This is a genomic window from Sphingomonas sp. NPDC092440 (assembly GCF_044754985.1).
Lineage (GTDB): Bacteria > Pseudomonadota > Alphaproteobacteria > Sphingomonadales > Sphingomonadaceae > Sphingomonas.
On sequence record NZ_JBIVQA010000012.1, the window covers coordinates 1,225 to 17,451 of the forward strand.

At 67.5% G+C, this 16,227-nt stretch carries 17 protein-coding genes; 16 read left to right on the forward strand and 1 reads right to left on the reverse strand.

Going from position 1 to position 16,227, the window contains the following annotated elements:
• From ACIQCS_RS18165 to fabI, 7 genes are all read left to right on the forward strand, one after another.
• Positions 1 to 707: class I SAM-dependent methyltransferase (locus ACIQCS_RS18165; protein WP_401531448.1), on the forward strand; the 707-nt coding region annotated here is incomplete at its 5' end.
• A 107-nt stretch (positions 708 to 814) separates the two neighbouring features.
• Complete coding sequence (locus ACIQCS_RS18170) at positions 815 to 3,172, forward strand: heavy metal translocating P-type ATPase (RefSeq protein ID WP_047169231.1); 2,358 nt, start codon at positions 815 to 817, stop codon at positions 3,170 to 3,172.
• Positions 3,169 to 3,567 carry a Cu(I)-responsive transcriptional regulator gene (cueR, locus tag ACIQCS_RS18175; RefSeq protein ID WP_047169230.1) on the forward strand — a complete coding sequence of 133 codons (399 nt, stop codon included), beginning with the start codon at positions 3,169 to 3,171 and terminating at the stop codon, positions 3,565 to 3,567. The genes ACIQCS_RS18170 and cueR overlap by 4 nt, the downstream gene beginning before the upstream one ends.
• Positions 3,568 to 3,929: 362 nt before the next feature.
• Complete coding sequence (locus ACIQCS_RS18180; protein ID WP_047169229.1) at positions 3,930 to 5,651, forward strand: alpha/beta hydrolase; 1,722 nt, start codon at positions 3,930 to 3,932, stop codon at positions 5,649 to 5,651.
• A gap of 3 nt (positions 5,652 to 5,654) precedes the next feature.
• On the forward strand, positions 5,655 to 7,082 hold the full coding sequence (locus ACIQCS_RS18185) for a bifunctional enoyl-CoA hydratase/phosphate acetyltransferase (RefSeq protein ID WP_125964306.1): 1,428 nt from the start codon (positions 5,655 to 5,657) through the stop codon (positions 7,080 to 7,082).
• Entirely contained in the window at positions 7,075 to 8,265 is a 1,191-nt protein-coding gene (locus ACIQCS_RS18190; protein WP_125964307.1) for an acetate/propionate family kinase, read from the forward strand. Before ACIQCS_RS18185 ends, ACIQCS_RS18190 begins: the two co-directional genes overlap by 8 nt.
• Positions 8,262 to 9,035, forward strand: a complete 774-nt coding sequence (gene fabI / locus ACIQCS_RS18195) for an enoyl-ACP reductase FabI (protein ID WP_280280039.1) — start codon at positions 8,262 to 8,264, stop codon at positions 9,033 to 9,035. Before ACIQCS_RS18190 ends, fabI begins: the two co-directional genes overlap by 4 nt.
• A gap of 27 nt (positions 9,036 to 9,062) precedes the next feature.
• On the opposite strand, the gene ACIQCS_RS18200 is transcribed toward fabI, so the two are convergent.
• Positions 9,063 to 9,428: a hypothetical protein gene (locus ACIQCS_RS18200; RefSeq protein ID WP_125964309.1), complete on the reverse strand. Its 366-nt coding sequence runs from the start codon at positions 9,426 to 9,428 to the stop codon at positions 9,063 to 9,065.
• Positions 9,429 to 9,757: 329 nt separating this feature from the next.
• On the opposite strand from ACIQCS_RS18200, the gene atpD reads away from it, so the two are divergent.
• From atpD to ACIQCS_RS18245, 9 genes are read left to right on the forward strand one after another with little or no spacing between them, the layout of a single operon-like run.
• Positions 9,758 to 11,170: a F0F1 ATP synthase subunit beta gene (atpD, locus tag ACIQCS_RS18205; protein ID WP_185706815.1), complete on the forward strand. Its 1,413-nt coding sequence runs from the start codon at positions 9,758 to 9,760 to the stop codon at positions 11,168 to 11,170.
• Positions 11,167 to 11,577 carry a F0F1 ATP synthase subunit epsilon gene (locus ACIQCS_RS18210; protein WP_017501317.1) on the forward strand — a complete coding sequence of 137 codons (411 nt, stop codon included), beginning with the start codon at positions 11,167 to 11,169 and terminating at the stop codon, positions 11,575 to 11,577. Before atpD ends, ACIQCS_RS18210 begins: the two co-directional genes overlap by 4 nt.
• Positions 11,574 to 11,849 carry an AtpZ/AtpI family protein gene (locus ACIQCS_RS18215; protein WP_021245229.1) on the forward strand — a complete coding sequence of 92 codons (276 nt, stop codon included), beginning with the start codon at positions 11,574 to 11,576 and terminating at the stop codon, positions 11,847 to 11,849. Before ACIQCS_RS18210 ends, ACIQCS_RS18215 begins: the two co-directional genes overlap by 4 nt.
• On the forward strand, positions 11,846 to 12,112 hold the full coding sequence (locus ACIQCS_RS18220; RefSeq protein ID WP_017501319.1) for an ATP synthase subunit I: 267 nt from the start codon (positions 11,846 to 11,848) through the stop codon (positions 12,110 to 12,112). Before ACIQCS_RS18215 ends, ACIQCS_RS18220 begins: the two co-directional genes overlap by 4 nt.
• Positions 12,109 to 12,810, forward strand: a complete 702-nt coding sequence (locus ACIQCS_RS18225) for a F0F1 ATP synthase subunit A (protein WP_047169224.1) — start codon at positions 12,109 to 12,111, stop codon at positions 12,808 to 12,810. The genes ACIQCS_RS18220 and ACIQCS_RS18225 overlap by 4 nt, the downstream gene beginning before the upstream one ends.
• Positions 12,807 to 13,049 carry a F0F1 ATP synthase subunit C gene (locus ACIQCS_RS18230; protein WP_017501321.1) on the forward strand — a complete coding sequence of 81 codons (243 nt, stop codon included), beginning with the start codon at positions 12,807 to 12,809 and terminating at the stop codon, positions 13,047 to 13,049. Before ACIQCS_RS18225 ends, ACIQCS_RS18230 begins: the two co-directional genes overlap by 4 nt.
• Position 13,050: 1 nt before the next feature.
• Positions 13,051 to 13,800 (forward strand): hypothetical protein, encoded by a 750-nt coding sequence (locus ACIQCS_RS18235; protein WP_047169223.1) that lies wholly within the window; start codon positions 13,051 to 13,053, stop codon positions 13,798 to 13,800.
• A complete protein-coding gene (locus ACIQCS_RS18240) occupies positions 13,784 to 15,304 on the forward strand; it encodes a F0F1 ATP synthase subunit alpha (protein WP_047169222.1) in 1,521 nt (506 codons plus the stop codon). Before ACIQCS_RS18235 ends, ACIQCS_RS18240 begins: the two co-directional genes overlap by 17 nt.
• On the forward strand, positions 15,301 to 16,149 hold the full coding sequence (locus ACIQCS_RS18245) for a F0F1 ATP synthase subunit gamma (RefSeq protein WP_021245233.1): 849 nt from the start codon (positions 15,301 to 15,303) through the stop codon (positions 16,147 to 16,149). Before ACIQCS_RS18240 ends, ACIQCS_RS18245 begins: the two co-directional genes overlap by 4 nt.
• Positions 16,150 to 16,227: the final 78 nt, after the last annotated feature.

The window sequence follows — 16,227 nt, forward strand, 5'->3', positions numbered from 1 at the left end:
TCGTTTCGAACGCCTCGCGTTGGGAGAAGCCAATGCAATCGTACACCCCGCCGCGCGGGACTGGATCGACGAAAGACTATGATCGCGCGATCCGCCTGTGGGCGCGGGAGAAGCGGTGGCGTGCCGCCATGCTTGCCGCCCTGGCGCCCAAAGCCGGTGAGACGGTCGTCGACGTCGGCTGTGGCACCGGCAGCTTCGCGCTGATGCTCAAGCAAGCCGAGCCCAGGACGCAGGTGATCGGTCTCGATCCCGATGCCGAGGCGCTCGACATCGCGCGGCACAAGGCCGCTGTGCGGCGGGCCGATATCGACTGGCGTCAGGGATTTGCCAGGGACGTGGCGCCGGGTGCCGCCGACGCTGTCGTGTCGAGTCTCGTGCTGCATCAGATGCCGGTCAGGGAGAAGGCGGCAACCCTGCGCGCCATGTTCGCCATGCTGCGCCCGGGTGGGCGCCTGGTGATCGCCGATTATGGCCGCCAGCAGGGTTTCATGCGGCTTGCCTTCCGCCTGACCGTGCAGCGGCTCGATGGCATCGATGATACCCGGCCCAATGCCGACGGCGTGCTCCCCGGCCTGATCGCGGCGGCCGGCTTCAGGCATGTGGCCGAGACGTTTCGGCTTTTGACCATCACCGGCGCGATCGACTTGTTTACGGCGCATCGACCGGCGCAGGACCACGGCCTTACGGTTGCCAATGACCTTGGCTGATGGCGGCCAGGCGAACGGGCCCGCCGATTTGTCCGCTTAGGCGATTACGTATTGACCCTGACACGGTGTCAGACCCTAGATCGTCAGGCGTCGAAAGGAGCAAGGCGATGAACGAGACACATGGAGCGGCGCATGGCGGCGGTTGCTGCGGCGGCCACAGCGCCGCGAAAGCGGCGACCGGCGTCAAGGACCCGGTCTGCGGCATGACCGTCGACCCGGCGACCACGGCGCAGCAAGCCGAGCATGGCGGTGAACGCTATCATTTCTGCAGCGCGGGCTGCCGGGCAAAATTCATCGCCGATCCCGAGCGCTATCTCGGCCCGCCGGCACCGCCGGTCGCGGTGCCAGAAGGCACGATCTGGACCTGCCCTATGCATCCCGAGATCCGGCAGGACCATCCCGGGTCCTGTCCGATCTGCGGCATGGCGCTCGAGCCCGCGACAGTAACCGCCGACAGCGGCCCCAGCCACGAACTGGTCGATTTCACGCGCCGCTTCTGGGTCGGCCTGGTGCTGGCCCTGCCGGTGCTGATCCTCGAGATGGGCGCGCATCTCTTTCCCGTGATCCATCGCCTCGTACCGATGTCGATCTCGGTATGGATCCAGTTCGTGTTGGCGACACCCGTCGTGCTCTGGGCGGGCTGGCCCTTCTTCGAGCGTGGCTGGGCCTCGCTCAAGACCCGCAACCTCAACATGTTCACCCTGATCGCGATGGGCACCGGAGTCGCGTGGATCTACAGCGTCGTCGCGACGCTCGCGCCTCAGGTGTTCCCGCCGGCCTTCCGCGGTGAAGACGGCATGGTCGCGGTCTATTTCGAGGCGGCGGCGGTGATCACTGTCCTCGTGCTGCTCGGCCAGGTGCTCGAACTGCGCGCGCGTGAGCGAACCTCGGGCGCGATCAAGGCGCTGCTCAATCTCGCGCCCAAGACCGCGCGCCGCATCGGTTCCGATGGCAACGAAGAGGAAATCAGCCTCGATCTGGTCGCGGTCGGCGACCGCCTGCGCGTGCGGCCCGGCGAGAAGGTGCCGGTCGACGGCGTGGTCGAGGACGGCCGCTCCTCGCTCGACGAGTCGATGGTCACCGGTGAGTCCATGCCCGTCACCAAGGCCAAGGCCGACACGGTGATCGGCGGCACGCTCAACCAGACCGGAGCGCTGGTGATCGTCGCCGACAAGGTCGGACGCGACACCATGCTCGCGCGGATCGTCCAGATGGTCGCCGAGGCGCAGCGCTCGCGCGCGCCGATCCAGCGCATGGCCGATCAGGTGTCGGGCTGGTTCGTGCCGGTGGTCATCGCGGTCGCGGTGGTCGCGTTCATCGCCTGGGGTATCTGGGGCCCAGAGCCGCGCTTCGCCTACGGGCTGGTGGCGGCGGTCGCCGTGCTGATCATCGCTTGTCCTTGCGCGTTGGGTCTCGCAACGCCGATGTCGATCATGGTCGGCGTCGGCCGCGGCGCCGGGCTCGGCGTCCTTATCAAGAACGCCGAAGCGCTCGAGCATATGGAAAAGGTCGACACGCTCGTCGTCGACAAGACAGGCACGCTCACCGAAGGCCGGCCTGCCGTCACCCAGATCGTGCCGGCGCCCGGCTTCGACGAAGCCGAACTGCTGCGGCTTGCCGCCTCGGTCGAGCGGGCCTCCGAGCATCCGCTCGCGTTGGCAATCGTCGAGGCCGCGAAGGATCGCGGCATCGCCACGAGCGACGTCATCGACTTCGACTCGCCGACTGGGCGCGGCGCGCTCGGCACGGTCGAAGGGCGGCGCATCGTCCTCGGCAATGCGCGGTTCCTTGCCGACGAAGGGGTTGCGACTGAGGCGCTCGCCAGCCAGGCCGACGCACTGCGCCGGGATGGCGCCACCGCGATCTTCATCGGCGTCGACGGCACGGTCGGCGGCGCCTTCGCGATCGCCGATCCGGTGAAGGCCACGACGCCCGAAGCGCTCGCCGCGCTCAAGGCGGAGGGCATTCGCGTGGTCATGCTGACCGGCGACAACCGCACCACGGCGGAAGCGGTCGCCCGGCGCCTGGGCATCGACGAGGTCGAGGCCGAGGTGCTGCCCGATCAGAAGAGCGCCGTGGTCGCGAAGTTCAAGCGCGAGGGACGGGTGGTCGCCATGGCCGGCGATGGTGTCAACGACGCCCCCGCGCTAGCCGCCGCCGATGTCGGCATCGCCATGGGCTCGGGCACCGACGTCGCGATCGAGAGCGCAGGCGTCACCCTGCTCAAGGGCGACCTTACCGGCATCGTCCGGGCGCGACGGCTCAGCCAGGCGACCATGTCGAACATCCGCCAGAACCTCGTCTTCGCTTTCATCTACAATGTCGCGGGCGTGCCGGTCGCGGCGGGCGCACTCTATCCGCTGTTCGGCATCCTCCTCTCGCCGATCATCGCGGCCGCCGCCATGGCGCTCTCCTCGGTCAGCGTGGTCACCAACGCGCTGCGCCTCAACCGGAAAGCGCTGTGAACATCGGGGAGGCGTCGAAGCAAAGCGGGGTCTCGGAGCGGATGATCCGCCATTATGAGAAGATTGGCCTCATCCCGGCGCCGCCGCGCCGGGGTGCAGGCTATCGCGACTATGGCGAGAGTGACCTCCATCGCCTTCGGTTCATCGCCAATGCGCGAGATCTGGGTTTCCCGATCGAGGAGATCCGGACCCTGCTCGGCCTGTGGGCCGACACGGGCCGCAGCAGCGCGGATGTAAAGCGGGTCGCGTTGGCGCGGGCGGAGGAATTGCAGCGCAAGGCGGAGGCCCTGACGACCCTGCGCGAGACCCTGGTCGATCTCGCCGAGCGCTGTCATGGCGACGAACGACCGGATTGTCCCATCATCACTGAGTTGAGTCTCGACAGAAAATGTTAAGGCCGGCCGCCTCTCCGGCCAGACCCGTTCTGGCGGCCGCGGTGTTGGTCGCACTCGGCATTCTCACGATGGGGCTCGCGACATATTTCCTCGCAGTCCGCCCGCCAGGGCGATCGCACTGAGCCTCCTGGTCGTATTTGGCCGCTTTCTATACAGCAATGTCGTGCTGAGTTCCGACTTCTTGTGGGCTGTCGTCGGCTTCTTCGCGCTGGCACTCACTGCCCTCTGCCTTCTTGGGCTGGCATATGGGAGGCAATCCCTCCGTAGGACTACGGAGTGCGCAGAGGCTTCCCGCGCTTCAGGGCTTGTTGCCCCGCAGCAGGAGCGAGAGTGTGCAGAGTCGAAGCAATATCCCTGACCCGTTGGACGGTCTGGCCACGACGCTGGATCGATCGAGCTTCGCCGCCATCGCGCAGCTGACGTCCGGCCAGTCGCCCGCCACGCTGGCACAATCCTATTCCGACTGGTGGGCACATATGCTCTGCTCGCCGGGCAAGCAGCTCCAGCTTGCCGCCAAGAGCGGGCGCAAGCTGATGCGGCTTGCCGACTATGCCATGCGCAGCGCATCCGGGAGCGATCCGGAGCCCGCGATCGATCCGCTGCCCCAGGATCGGCGCTTCGCCGACGCCGCCTGGAAGCGCCACCCGTTCGACCTGATCGAACAAGCCTTCCTGCTCCAGCAGCAATGGTGGCATGCCGCCACCACCGGCGTGAGCGGCGTGACGAGCCACCACGAGGCGATCGTCGAGTTCGCGACCCGCCAGATGCTCGACATGGTCTCACCGACCAATTTCATCCCGACCAACCCCGTGCTCCAGCAGCGCATCCTCGAAACCGGAGGACAATGCCTTGTCGAGGGTGCGCGATTTTTTTGCGACGACCTGGAACGCCTGGTACGCGGGGAGCCCGCAGCGGGCACGGAGGCCTATCGGGTCGGCGAGAAGGTCGCAGCCACGGCTGGCAAGGTCGTGTTTCGCAACAGGGTCATGGAACTGATCCAATATGCGCCCGCAACCGAGACGGTGCGTCCGGAGCCGATACTGATCGTGCCGGCATGGATCATGAAATATTACATCCTCGACCTGTCGCCGGAAAATTCGCTCATCCGCTGGCTGGTCGGGCAGGGCTACACCGTGTTCTGCATCTCCTGGCACAATCCCGACAGCGCCGACCGCGATCTCGACATGGAGGATTATCGCCTGCTTGGGCCGATGGCCGCCGTGGATGTCATCCAGGTGATTACCGGCACCGAGAAGATCCACGCGGCCGGCTATTGTATCGGCGGCACGCTGCTCGCCATCACCGCGGCCGCGATGGCGCGCGATGAAGATGAGCGTCTGGCGAGCGTGACGCTGTTCGCCGCCCAGACCGAGTTCAGCGAGCCGGGCGAACTTGGTCTGTTCATCGACGAGGCGGAGATCAACCTGATCGATGCGATGATGTGGGCGCGCGGCTTTCTCGACAGCAGCCAGATGGGCGGCGCCTTCCAGATGCTGCGGTCCAACGATCTGCTCTGGTCGCGCATCCTCTCGACCTATCTCATGGGCGAGCGCGAGCCGATGACCGACCTCATGGCATGGAACGCCGACGGCACCCGCATGCCCTATGCCATGCACGCGCAATATCTTCGGCGCCTGTTCCTCGACAATGACCTGTCCGAAGGGCGCTACGAGGCCGGCGGCCACCCGGTCTCGCTCTCGGGGCTGCGCATGCCGATCTTCATGGTGGGCACGGAAACCGACCATGTCGCGCCGTGGCGCTCGACCCACAAGCTCCACATGCTGACGGGCGCGGAGATCCGCTTCGTGCTGACGAGCGGTGGCCACAATGCCGGGATCGTCTCCGAGCCCGGGCATCCTCATCGCCATTATCGCATCGCGACACGGATGCAGGATGGCCCGGCGCCAGGTCCCGATGCCTGGCTGGAGCGGGCCGAGCTGCGCGAAGGGTCGTGGTGGCCGGAATGGAGTTCATGGCTTGGATCGCACTCGGGCGAGGCGGCGGCCCCACCGGCGATGGGCGCGCCCGAACGGAACTATCCGCCGCTCGGTGATGCCCCCGGGCGCTACGTGCTGGAGCGCTGAGCCATGGCCGCCGCCAACCTCATCGAGAACCGCACGTTCGACGAGATCGCCGTCGGCGACACGGCCAGCCTCACCCGCACGCTGACCGCCGACGACATCCAGCTCTTCGCGGCGGTGTCAGGCGACGTGAATCCGGCGCATCTCGACCCTGTCTATGCCGAAACGGACATGTTCCACAGGGTCATCGCTCATGGCATGTGGGGCGCGGGGCTCATCTCGGCGATCCTGGGAACCGAGCTGCCAGGGCCCGGTGCGATCTATCTCGGCCAATCGCTTCGCTTCACCCGCCCGGTGGGCGTCGGCGACACCATCACGGCCTGCGTCACCGTCGCGCAGAAGCGCGCCGAGCATCATGTCATCGTTCTCGACTGCACCTGCGTGAACCAGAAGGGCGAGACCGTCATCAGCGGCCAGGCCGAGGTCAAGGCGCCCACCGAGAAAGTCAGCCGGCCCCGCATGCCGCTTCCCGACGTGCGGATCGCCAGCCACGACCGCTTCCGCCAGTTGATGGCGCGCGCCAAGGACGGATCTGCGTGCGTCACGGCCGTGGTCCATCCGTGCAGCGCCGACGCCATGCGCGCAGTGGCTGAGGCCGCCGACGCCGGCATCGTCGTTCCGATTCTCATCGGCCCTGCGGCGCGTATGACGAATGCGGCGAAGGACGCCGGTGTCGATATTGCGGCCTTCCGGGTGATCGACGTCCCGCACAGCCACGCCGCCGCCGCCGAAGCCGTCGCGCGCGTGCGGGCCGGCGAAGCCGCGCTGCTGATGAAGGGCTCGCTTCATACTGACGAGCTCATGGGCGCGGTCGTATCGTCCGACACGGGCCTTCGGACCGAACGCAGGATCAGCCACGCCTATGTGATGGACGTGCCCGGCTATCCGCGCCCGCTCATCATCACCGACGCCGCGATCAACATCGAGCCGACGCTTGAGGATAAGGCCGACATCGCGCGCAACGCGATCGACCTTGCCCATGTGATCAGGATCGAACAGCCCAGGGTCGCGATCCTCGCCGCCGTCGAAACGGTCAATCCGAAAATGCGCACCACATTGGATGCCGCGGCGCTCTGCAAGATGGCGGACCGGGGCCAGATCGAAGGCGCGCTGCTCGATGGCCCGCTCGCCCTCGATAATGCGATCAGCGAGGCGGCCGTGCGCGAGAAAAGTATCGTCTCGCCGGTCGCCGGCCAGGCGGACATCCTGCTGGTGCCCGATCTGGAGGCCGGCAACATGCTCGCAAAGCAGCTGACCTTCCTGGGCGGCGCCGATGCCGCAGGCGTGGTGCTCGGCGCGCGCGTTCCGATCATCCTCACCAGCCGGGCAGACAGCGTGCGCACGCGCCTCGCCTCCTGCGCGCTCGCGGTGCTGCTGGCGCGGGCTGCGACCAAGGCGGCTCCCGGCGTTGCGGGACAGCGCCGCGATGGCTGAAATCCTGTGCCTCAACGCCGGTTCGTCGAGCCTTAAGTTCGCGCTCTACGCCGAGCCGGGCACTGATGAGCCCTCTTTGCTGGCGAGCGGCAAGATCGAGAATATCGGCCTTGAGCCGCACCTGATCGCGCGCGATGCGAAGGGGGATGTCCTTGCCGAGCGGCGCTGGACGAAAGACGGCACGATCACGCACGAGACGCTGCTCGAGGATTTGCTGCGGGAGATCGAAGCCTCGGTCGGCGACGATCTGATCGCGGTCGGCCATCGGATCGTTCATGGCGGCACCGACTATTCAGCGCCGGCGCGGGTCGACGCGCCACTCCTCGCCGCGCTCGAGGCGCTTTGCCCACTGGCGCCATTGCATCAGCCCCATAATCTCGCCGCGGTCCGCGCCGTCTCCAGGCTGCGCCCCGCTGTGCTGCAAGTCGCCTGCTTCGACACCGGCTTCCATCATGGCCAGCCCCCGATCGCGACGCGCCTCGCGCTGCCGCGCGCGCTTGGCGAAGAGGGCATGCGGCGCTACGGTTTTCACGGCATCTCCTACGAATATATCGCGCGGCAGCTGCGTTCGATCGATCCCGATACAGGCGGTGGCCGCACGATCGCCGCGCATCTCGGCAACGGGGCCAGCCTTTGCGCGATGGCCGGGGGGCGCAGCATCGACACGACGATGGGGTTCACCGCGCTCGACGGGCTGGTGATGGGCACGCGCTGCGGCGCGCTCGACCCGGGCGCGGTGCTCTATCTTTTTCAGCAGAAGGGCATGACGGCGCGCGAAGTCGAGCATCTCCTCTACAGCGAGTCCGGCCTTTTGGGCGTGTCCGGCATCTCCAGCGACATGCGCGCGCTTCTCGGCAGCGAAACGCCCGCCGCTGGGGAAGCGATCGAGCTCTTCGTCTGGCAGATCGCGCGCCAGGCCGGCGCTCTCGCGTCCTCGCTCGGGGGTCTCGACACATTCGTGTTCACTGCCGGGATCGGCGAGAATTCGCCTGAAATTCGCGCCCGCGTCGCCGGTCGGCTCGGCTGGCTCGGCGTGGACCTCGACGCGGACGCGAACCTCCGAGGAGATGCAGTCATCAGCGCGCCGTCCAGCCGTGTCGCCGTCCGCGTCATCCCGACCGATGAGGAAAGGATGATCGCTATCCACACCGCCGATCTTCTGCGTGAGGAGCCGAAAGCATGAAACCTCTCGTCGATCTTACTGGCAAGCGCGGCCTGGTGATCGGTATCGCCAACGCGCATAGCATCGCGGCGGGTTGCGCCCAGGCCTTTCACGACTGTGGCGCGAGACTGGCGGCGACCTATCTCAACGGAAAGGCCGAGCCGTTCGTGGCGCCCGTCGCGGAGACCCTGGGAGTCGAATGGCTCGCCGCGTGCGATGTCCGGGTGCCGGGCGAACTGGAGGCCCTGTTCGAGCGGGTGAAGTCCGAATGGGGCGGCCTCGATTTCCTGCTTCACTCGATCGCTTTCGCGCCGAAGGAGGATTTGCACGGCCGCGTCGTCGACAGCTCGGCCGAAGGCTTCGCGCTGGCGATGGACGTCTCGTGCCACAGCTTCCTGCGCATGGCGCGTCTCGCCGAGCCGCTGATGTCGGATGGCGGCTGCCTGCTGTGCGTCACCTTCTACGGGTCGGAGCGGGTGGTCGAGCACTACAACCTGATGGGGCCGGTCAAAGCGGCCCTCGAAAGCGCGACCCGCTATGTCGCGGCTGAGCTTGGCCCCAAGGGCATTCGCGCCCATGCGATCTCGCCAGGCCCGATCGCGACCCGCGCTGCCAGCGGCATCGACCGCTTCGACGAGCTGCTCGAACGGGCCGCGGCGACGGTCCCGCAGCACCAGCTCGTGACCATCGAGGATGTCGGAGGGCTCGCCGCCTTTCTGGTGAGCGATGCCGGCCGCCATATCACCGGCATGATCATTCCGGTCGATGGCGGTCAGCACCTGCTCTGCTAGGGCGGCTCGCCGCGATCGGGGGCTATCCTATTTGTCGCTTGTGGCCTGCTTCTCGCCGTCGCCCGGGCTTTTCTGCCCGAACCATGGTCCGACAATGGCAGCAAAGGCATCCAGCGCCCCGGGAGCCGTCGGAGCGCTCGCGACGGCCTGCCAGGCCTGCTGCCATTCCTCGAACGCCGATCTTGTGCCGGCAATCATATGCTCGCGGACCGTGGCCATGTCCTCGAACAGTGCCCGCGGTCCGGCCGGGCTGACCGCGCCGGCGTCCGACGTCTTGTCCGTCGCGCCCGCAATCGAGGCACGCGCCTCTTCGGCGAAGCGGCCGGCGGCGCGGTTGCCGACCTCGAGCGACTCTTCGCCACCTTTCCGGGCGACTTCGGCGAGCTTCAGCATCAGGCCGACATTCGCTTTGGCGAGCGCGGCGAGTTGATCAACGGGATAGGGCATGAAACGGTGAACCTTTCTCTTCGCGTTTGAGCTCTGGCATATCGGGCATAGCGCCCTGGCCTGAGGCCCATCGCGTCGCGCCGCCGTTATTCGGCGAGGCTGAATCAGAGAGAATCGGTAACTCTACGTATGCCGAATCTGCGGCTTGCCTGCGACGCTCAGCCAATGCACTTTTGGCTTGTCGTCCATGTCGTGCCCGCGGGCAGCGACTTCTACCCGTCCCGTCATGATCGCGGCACGGTCGGGCATGATTATGGTCTGACCCGGCAACCGGCATGGGCGTGATACCGTCCATAGCCAGGCTCGGCCGGATTGCGGCGCTGCGCGGTCCCGTCCTCGACGTCGAGTTCGACGAAGGGCCGCTGCCCGCGGTCAATGAAGCGCTGCGCGTCGATGCGTCGTCAGGCCCGCTGGTCGCGGAAGTGCAGAGCCATATCGATGACCGCACCGTCCGCGCCGTCGCGCTTCAGCCGACCTCCGGTCTCGCTCGGAATGTCGGCGTGATGGCCTTGGGCGCCCCCATCGCGGTCCCGGTCGGAGACAAGGTTCTGGGGCGGCTCCTTACGCCGACCGGGCAGGTGGGTGACGGCGGCGCGCCGCTTGGGCCGGATGTCCCATTGAGGCCCATTCACCGCGCCCCCCCGCCGCTCGAAGACCAGAACGCGGCGACGGCGATGTTCGAGACTGGCATCAAGGTCATCGATCTGCTCGCGCCGCTCGCCCAGGGTGGCAAGGCGGCAATGTTCGGGGGCGCGGGGGTGGGGAAGACCGTGCTGGTGATGGAACTCATCAACGCGATGGTCGCGCGCTATGAAGGTGTTTCCGTCTTTGCCGGCATCGGCGAGCGATCGCGCGAGGGCCATGAGCTGCTCACGGACATGCGCGGCTCGGGCGTGATCGACAAGACCGTGCTCGTTTTCGGGCAGATGAACGAGCCGCCGGGCGCGCGCTGGCGGGTAGGGCTGACCGCGCTCACCATCGCCGAATATTTCCGCGACGAGCAGAAGCGCAATGTCCTGCTGCTCATGGATAATGTGTTCCGCTTCGTCCAGGCCGGCAGCGAAGTCTCCGGCCTGCTCGGACGCATGCCTTCACGCGTCGGCTACCAGCCGACGCTGGCCAGCGAAGTGGCCGCGCTGCAGGAGCGCATCGCCTCGGTGCATGGGGCGGCGGTGACCGCGATCGAGGCGGTCTATGTGCCCGCCGACGATTTCACCGACCCTGCGGTCACCGCCATCTCCGCCCATCTCGACAGTTCCATTCTGCTCTCGCGCGCCATGGCGGCCGAAGGCATCTATCCCGCGGTCGATCCGCTGGGATCGTCGTCGATCCTGCTCGATCCGCAGGTCGTGGGCGATCATCATTACGCGCTCGCCCAGCAGGTCCGGGAGACGATCGCGCATTATCGCGAGCTTCAGGACATCATCTCGCTGCTCGGTATCGAGGAGTTGGGCCGCGAGGATCGGCTGATCGTCGGCAGGGCGCGGCGGCTGCAGCGCTTCCTGACCCAGCCCTTCATGGTGACCCAGGCCTTCACCGGGCAAGCCGGCCGTTCTGTGGCGCTGGCCGATACGCTGCAGGGCGTCGCGGCCATCCTGGCCGGCGAGACCGACGACTGGCCCGAGAGCGCCTTCTACATGGTGGGCGATATTGAAGAGGCACGCTCTCGCGTGGGGGAGGGCGCATGAAGCTGCGGATCACCGATCCGACCGCGATCCTCGTCGACACGGACGTCAGGTCGGTTCGCGCCGAGGATGCCAGCGGCAGTTTCGGCATCCTGTCGGGCCACGCCGATTTCCTGACCGCGCTTGGCGTCTCGATCGTCTCCTGGCGGGGCCTCGATGGCGCTCCCGGCTATTGCGCGGTGCGCAACGGCATTCTGACCGTGAGCCACGGCACGGAGGTCGCGGTCGCGACGCGCGAAGGCCATGTCGGCGATGACCTCGGAACGCTCGAGCATGACGTGCTCGCGCGCTACCGCGAGCGCGACGAGGGCGAACGATCCGAACGGACCGCGTCGGCGAAGCTCAGGATGCAGGCGATCCGCCATATGGTCGAGGCCCTGCAGGGTGGTGGCCGGGAGCTTGGTCTGTGACCGCGGACAAGCCCGAGCAGCCGATCGTCGAAGCCATCCGGACCCGCGCGGAACGGCGGCGGCTTGCGCAGCGGCTTCCTTCCGTCGCCCGCAATCTCGGCCAGATCGGCGTGCTCGGCTGGCAGATCGTCCTGCCCGCGCTGGTCGGTCTCGCGATCGGCCGCTGGCTCGACCACCGGCTGGATAGCGGCATCTTCTGGACCGCGCCGCTCCTGCTCGTCGGGCTCGCCCTCGGCTGCTGGTCGGGCTGGCGCTGGATGCACCGGCAATGAGCCAGCTCTCCCCCATCCTGTTCCTGGCCCTCGGATTTGCGGTCGGCCTCGCCCATTTCGCGGCCATCGCCAGAGAAGCCGACCTCGTCACCCATGGCGGCCCGGCATCGCGCGCGATCCTGCTCAGGCTCGGGCGTCTCGCCGTCACTATTCTGGTTCTCGTCATCGCCAGCCGGCAAGGGTGGCCGGCGCTTCTTGCCGCTACAACCGGCTTCATGGGCGGGCGCCAGATCATGCTCCACCGGCTCGGAGGCGCCCGATGAAATTCGCGTCACCACTTGAAAGCCATGTGCTGTTCGCGATCGGTCCGGTGCCGATCAGCCAGCCGGTCGCCACGACCTGGGGCATCATGGCCTTCCTTACAATCGGAAGCTGGTTGCTGACCCGCCGCCTTGCGTTCCGCCCAACCCGAGCCCAAGCGGCGCTCGAGCTGGTCGTCGAGACCATCGCCGGCCAGATCCGCGAGACGATGGAGGCGGAGCCGCGGCGTTATCTGCCGCTGATCGGCACGCTGTTCCTGTTCCTGCTGGTCGCCAACTGGTCGTCGCTGATCCCCGGCGTCGAGCCGCCGACCGCGACCCTCGAAACCGACGCGGCGCTTGCGCTGATCGTCTTCGGCGCAACGCTCTGGTTCGGCGTCCGCGCGCTCGGGCCCAGGGCCTATCTCGCGACCTTCGCGCGCCCCTCGATCCTGCTCGCCCCGCTCAATATCGTCGAGCTCTTCACCCGCAGCTTCTCGCTGATGGTGCGCCTGTTCGGCAACGTCATGAGCGGCGTCTTCATGATCGGCGTCGTGCTGAGCCTCGCCGGGCTGCTCGTCCCGATCCCGCTCATGGCGCTCGAAATGCTGACCGGCGCGGTCCAGGCCTACATTTTCGGCGCGCTCGCCATGGTCTTTATCGGGAGCGCTATCAGCGAGAACGGCGCCCGCCCGCCATCCAAACAGGAGTCCCCCGCATGAACTGGATCCATCTCGCCAGCATCCTCGGCGCCGCTTTCGCGATCTCGATCGGCGCAATCGCCCCGGCGCTCGGGCAGGGCAGGGCCGTCGCCGCCGCGATGGACGCGATCGCGCGCCAGCCCGAAGCCGCCAACACCGTCTCGCGCACGCTGTTCGTGGGCCTCGCGATGATCGAGACGATGGCGATCTACTGCCTCGTGATCGCGCTGCTGCTGCTCTTCGCCAACCCGTTCGCCTGACATGCGGATCGACTGGTGGACGCTCGCGCTGCAGGCGGTCAATGTCCTCATCCTCGTGTGGCTGCTCGGACGCTTCCTGTTCCGTCCGGTGATGGATGCCATCGCTGCCCGCCAGGCATCGGCCCAGGCGCTGCTCGACGAAGCGCGGGAGGCAAAGGACCGGGCACAGGCCGAAGCGCAGGCGCTCAAGACGCAGAATGACGGCTTCGTCGCGGATGCGGCGGCTCGCCGCGCCGAGATCCGGACCGAGGCCGAAGCGGAGCGCCAGCGCCTCCTCGCGCAGGCCAGGCTCGAGGCGGACGCCGTCGTCGAGCAAGGCCATGCGGCGATCGATGCCGAACGCGGGCGGGTGGCGGCGCAGTGGCGGGAAAAGGCAGCGAACCTCGCCGCCTCGATGGCAGGCACGTTGCTCGCTCGTCTCCCGCCCGAGCAGACGGTGCAGGCCATGGTCGACGCGCTCAAGGCGCGGCTCGGGGACCTTTCCGAGGCGGATCGCCGCAGCCTGGCGGCCGCCGGGCCCGTCACCGTCGCGACGCCCGCGCCGCTGACGGCCGATCTGCAGACGCAGGTAGCGCGCGCGCTTGGCGAAATCCTGCCGGATACCGCGACCCCGATCTTCGCGGTCGATCCAGATCTCATCGCCGGCGCGGAGCTTCGCACGCCGCACGCCGTCGTGCGGAACAGCTGGCGCGCCGATCTCGACGCCATGGTGGAGAGCCTCAAGGAGGACGATCATGCCCGGATCGCCTGAAGACTGGCTGACGCAGGCCCAGAGCTGCATCGCGCGCGCCAATCTCGGGCCGCGTGTCGATGCAATTGGCCGGGTGGAATCGATCGGCGACGGCGTTGCCATGGTCTCGGGCCTTCCGGACGCCCGCCTCGACGAATTGCTGCATTTTGTCCGCGGCCAGACCGGGTTCGTCCACACGCTCGACCGGGACCGGATCGGCTGCGTGCTGCTCGACGATGCCGCCCAGGTGGAGGCCGGAGACACCGTAACCGGCTCGGGCGAGGTGGTGCGCGTGCCGGTTGGCGAGGCATTGCTTGGCCGCGTCGTGGATCCGCTCGGCCGTCCGCTCGATGGGGGCGCGCCGATCCGGGCCAAGCGCTTCGATCCTGTCGAACGGCCGGCGCCGGCGATCATCGAACGCGACCTCGTCGTCCAGCCGGTGCAGACCGGCACGCTCGCAATCGATGCGATGTTCGCCATCGGCCGGGGGCAGCGCGAACTCATTCTCGGCGACCGCGCCACAGGCAAGACGGCGCTCGCGGTCGACACGATCATCAACCAGCGCACCAGCGACATGATCTGCGTCTATGTCGCGATCGGCCAGAAAAGCTCGGCGGTCGCGCGCGTGGTCGACCAGGTGCGGCGGCATGGCGCGCCGGACCGCACCATCTTCGTCGTGGCGAGCCCCGCCGCGGCGCCGGGGCTGCAATGGATCGCGCCGTTCGCGGGCTTCACGATGGCCGAGTATTTTCGGGATGGTGGCGGCCATGCGGTGGTGGTGCTCGACGATCTCACCAAGCATGCCGCGACCCATCGCGAGATCGCCCTGCTGACCGGACAGCCGCCCGGGCGCGAGGCCTATCCCGGCGACGTCTTTTTCCTCCATTCCCGCCTGCTCGAACGTGCGGCGCGTCTCTCGACGGAGAAGGGGGGCGGTTCGCTCACGGCTCTGCCGATCGCGGAGACCGATGCCGGCAACGTCAGCGCCTATATCCCGACCAATCTGATCTCGATCACCGACGGTCAGATTATTCTCGACGCGAAGCTGTTCGCGCAGGGGCACAAGCCCGCCATCGATGTGGGCACGAGCGTGAGCCGGGTCGGCGGCAAGACGCAGCTTCGCGTCCTGCGCGACGCGAGCGGGACCATGCGCCTCGACTATGCGCAGTTCCTCGAGCTCGAGATGTTCACCCGCTTCGGCGAGCAGCCCGAGCCGCGTGTCCGCGCCCAGATCGAACGCGGCAAGCGCTTGCGCGCCTTGCTCGTGCAACCGCTGTCGAGTCCACTACGGGTCGTCGACCAGGTGGCGCTGGTCGTGGCGCTCGGCGAAGGGTTGCTCGATGGCATGGCGGTCTCGGAGATATCGTCGCTCCGCACGCGGCTGCCCGCCTGGATCGACGATCACGTCCCCGATCTATGCGCGCAGATCGAGCGGACTGGACAGATCGACACCGCGCAGCGGTCCGCTCTGATGACGACGGTGAAAGCGCTGATCGAAAGCCAGCCGGCCGGTTCTGCATCATGAGCGATCGCCTCGCCGAGATCGGCCAGCGGATCGAGACCGTCCGCCAGCTCGGTGCGGTGGTCAACGCCATGCAGGGCATCGCCGCGCAGCGGGCGCATCAGGCGCGCGCGCTGCTGCCTGCGGTGCGACGCTATGCGGAGACCGCCCGCACCGCCATTGGCCAGGCGCGCCGCCTTGACGAGCCACTGGCGCGTTTTCCGGCGCGGGCGGTCGGTGGTGCGAGAGGCGGCCTTATCCTGTTCGGTGCGGAGCAAGGCTTTGCCGGGGCCTTTCCGGAGCAGCTGCTCGACGGCGCCGCGGCCGACATGCAGGACAGGCATATTCTTCTGATTGGCGCGCGCACGGCCACGCTTGCGGCCGAGCGCGGTCTGCGCATCGCATGGAGCGCGAGCATGCCGAGCAAGGCCGATGCGCTGCCCGCACTCGCGACAAGCATCATCGACGCGCTGTACGACTATCTGGACGAGGTCGGCGCGGTGCCCATCACCATGGCTTATCCGGTCTGGAGCAGCGGCAAGGGCGTCTCGATCGTGCGCGCGAGCCTCCTGCCGCTCGACCTCGACACTTTCCCCGCGTCCACGGCGGATTTGCCGCCGCTCGTCAATATCAACGCGGCGGACCTTATCGGCGACCTGACCGCGGAATATGTCTTCGCCCACATCTGCGCGGCTGCGGTCGAGACGTTCGTCGCCGAGAATGAGGCACGGCTGCGCACCATGGCGACCGCCCGCAGCCACATCGATCGCAAGGGCGAGGCCCTGCGCCTCGAGGAGCGCCTCACGCGTCAGGATCAGATCACCAGTGAAGTCGTCGAACTGAGCGGCGGGCGACATCGGCGAGAATGAATGCAGGGCAGGCATTTCTGCTGTTCAGCAAGAAACCGCAGAACCGCCATTGTCGTCGGGATCAAGGATGGAGTTGAG

What these genes read in the sequence shown, in the direction of transcription:
- ACIQCS_RS18170 (WP_047169231.1), top strand. Translation starts at nt 815, where the DNA reads ATGAACGAGACACATGGAGCGGCGCATGGCGGCGGTTGCTGCGGCGGC.
- ACIQCS_RS18185 (WP_125964306.1), top strand. Translation starts at nt 5,655, where the DNA reads ATGGCCGCCGCCAACCTCATCGAGAACCGCACGTTCGACGAGATCGCC.
- ACIQCS_RS18190 (WP_125964307.1), top strand. Translation starts at nt 7,075, where the DNA reads ATGGCTGAAATCCTGTGCCTCAACGCCGGTTCGTCGAGCCTTAAGTTC.
- fabI (WP_280280039.1), top strand. Translation starts at nt 8,262, where the DNA reads ATGAAACCTCTCGTCGATCTTACTGGCAAGCGCGGCCTGGTGATCGGT.
- ACIQCS_RS18200 (WP_125964309.1), bottom strand. Translation starts at nt 9,428, where the DNA reads ATGCTGAAGCTCGCCGAAGTCGCCCGGAAAGGTGGCGAAGAGTCGCTC.
- atpD (WP_185706815.1), top strand. Translation starts at nt 9,758, where the DNA reads ATGGGCGTGATACCGTCCATAGCCAGGCTCGGCCGGATTGCGGCGCTG.
- ACIQCS_RS18210 (WP_017501317.1), top strand. Translation starts at nt 11,167, where the DNA reads ATGAAGCTGCGGATCACCGATCCGACCGCGATCCTCGTCGACACGGAC.
- ACIQCS_RS18220 (WP_017501319.1), top strand. Translation starts at nt 11,846, where the DNA reads ATGAGCCAGCTCTCCCCCATCCTGTTCCTGGCCCTCGGATTTGCGGTC.
- ACIQCS_RS18225 (WP_047169224.1), top strand. Translation starts at nt 12,109, where the DNA reads ATGAAATTCGCGTCACCACTTGAAAGCCATGTGCTGTTCGCGATCGGT.
- ACIQCS_RS18230 (WP_017501321.1), top strand. Translation starts at nt 12,807, where the DNA reads ATGAACTGGATCCATCTCGCCAGCATCCTCGGCGCCGCTTTCGCGATC.
- ACIQCS_RS18235 (WP_047169223.1), top strand. Translation starts at nt 13,051, where the DNA reads ATGCGGATCGACTGGTGGACGCTCGCGCTGCAGGCGGTCAATGTCCTC.
- ACIQCS_RS18240 (WP_047169222.1), top strand. Translation starts at nt 13,784, where the DNA reads ATGCCCGGATCGCCTGAAGACTGGCTGACGCAGGCCCAGAGCTGCATC.
- ACIQCS_RS18245 (WP_021245233.1), top strand. Translation starts at nt 15,301, where the DNA reads ATGAGCGATCGCCTCGCCGAGATCGGCCAGCGGATCGAGACCGTCCGC.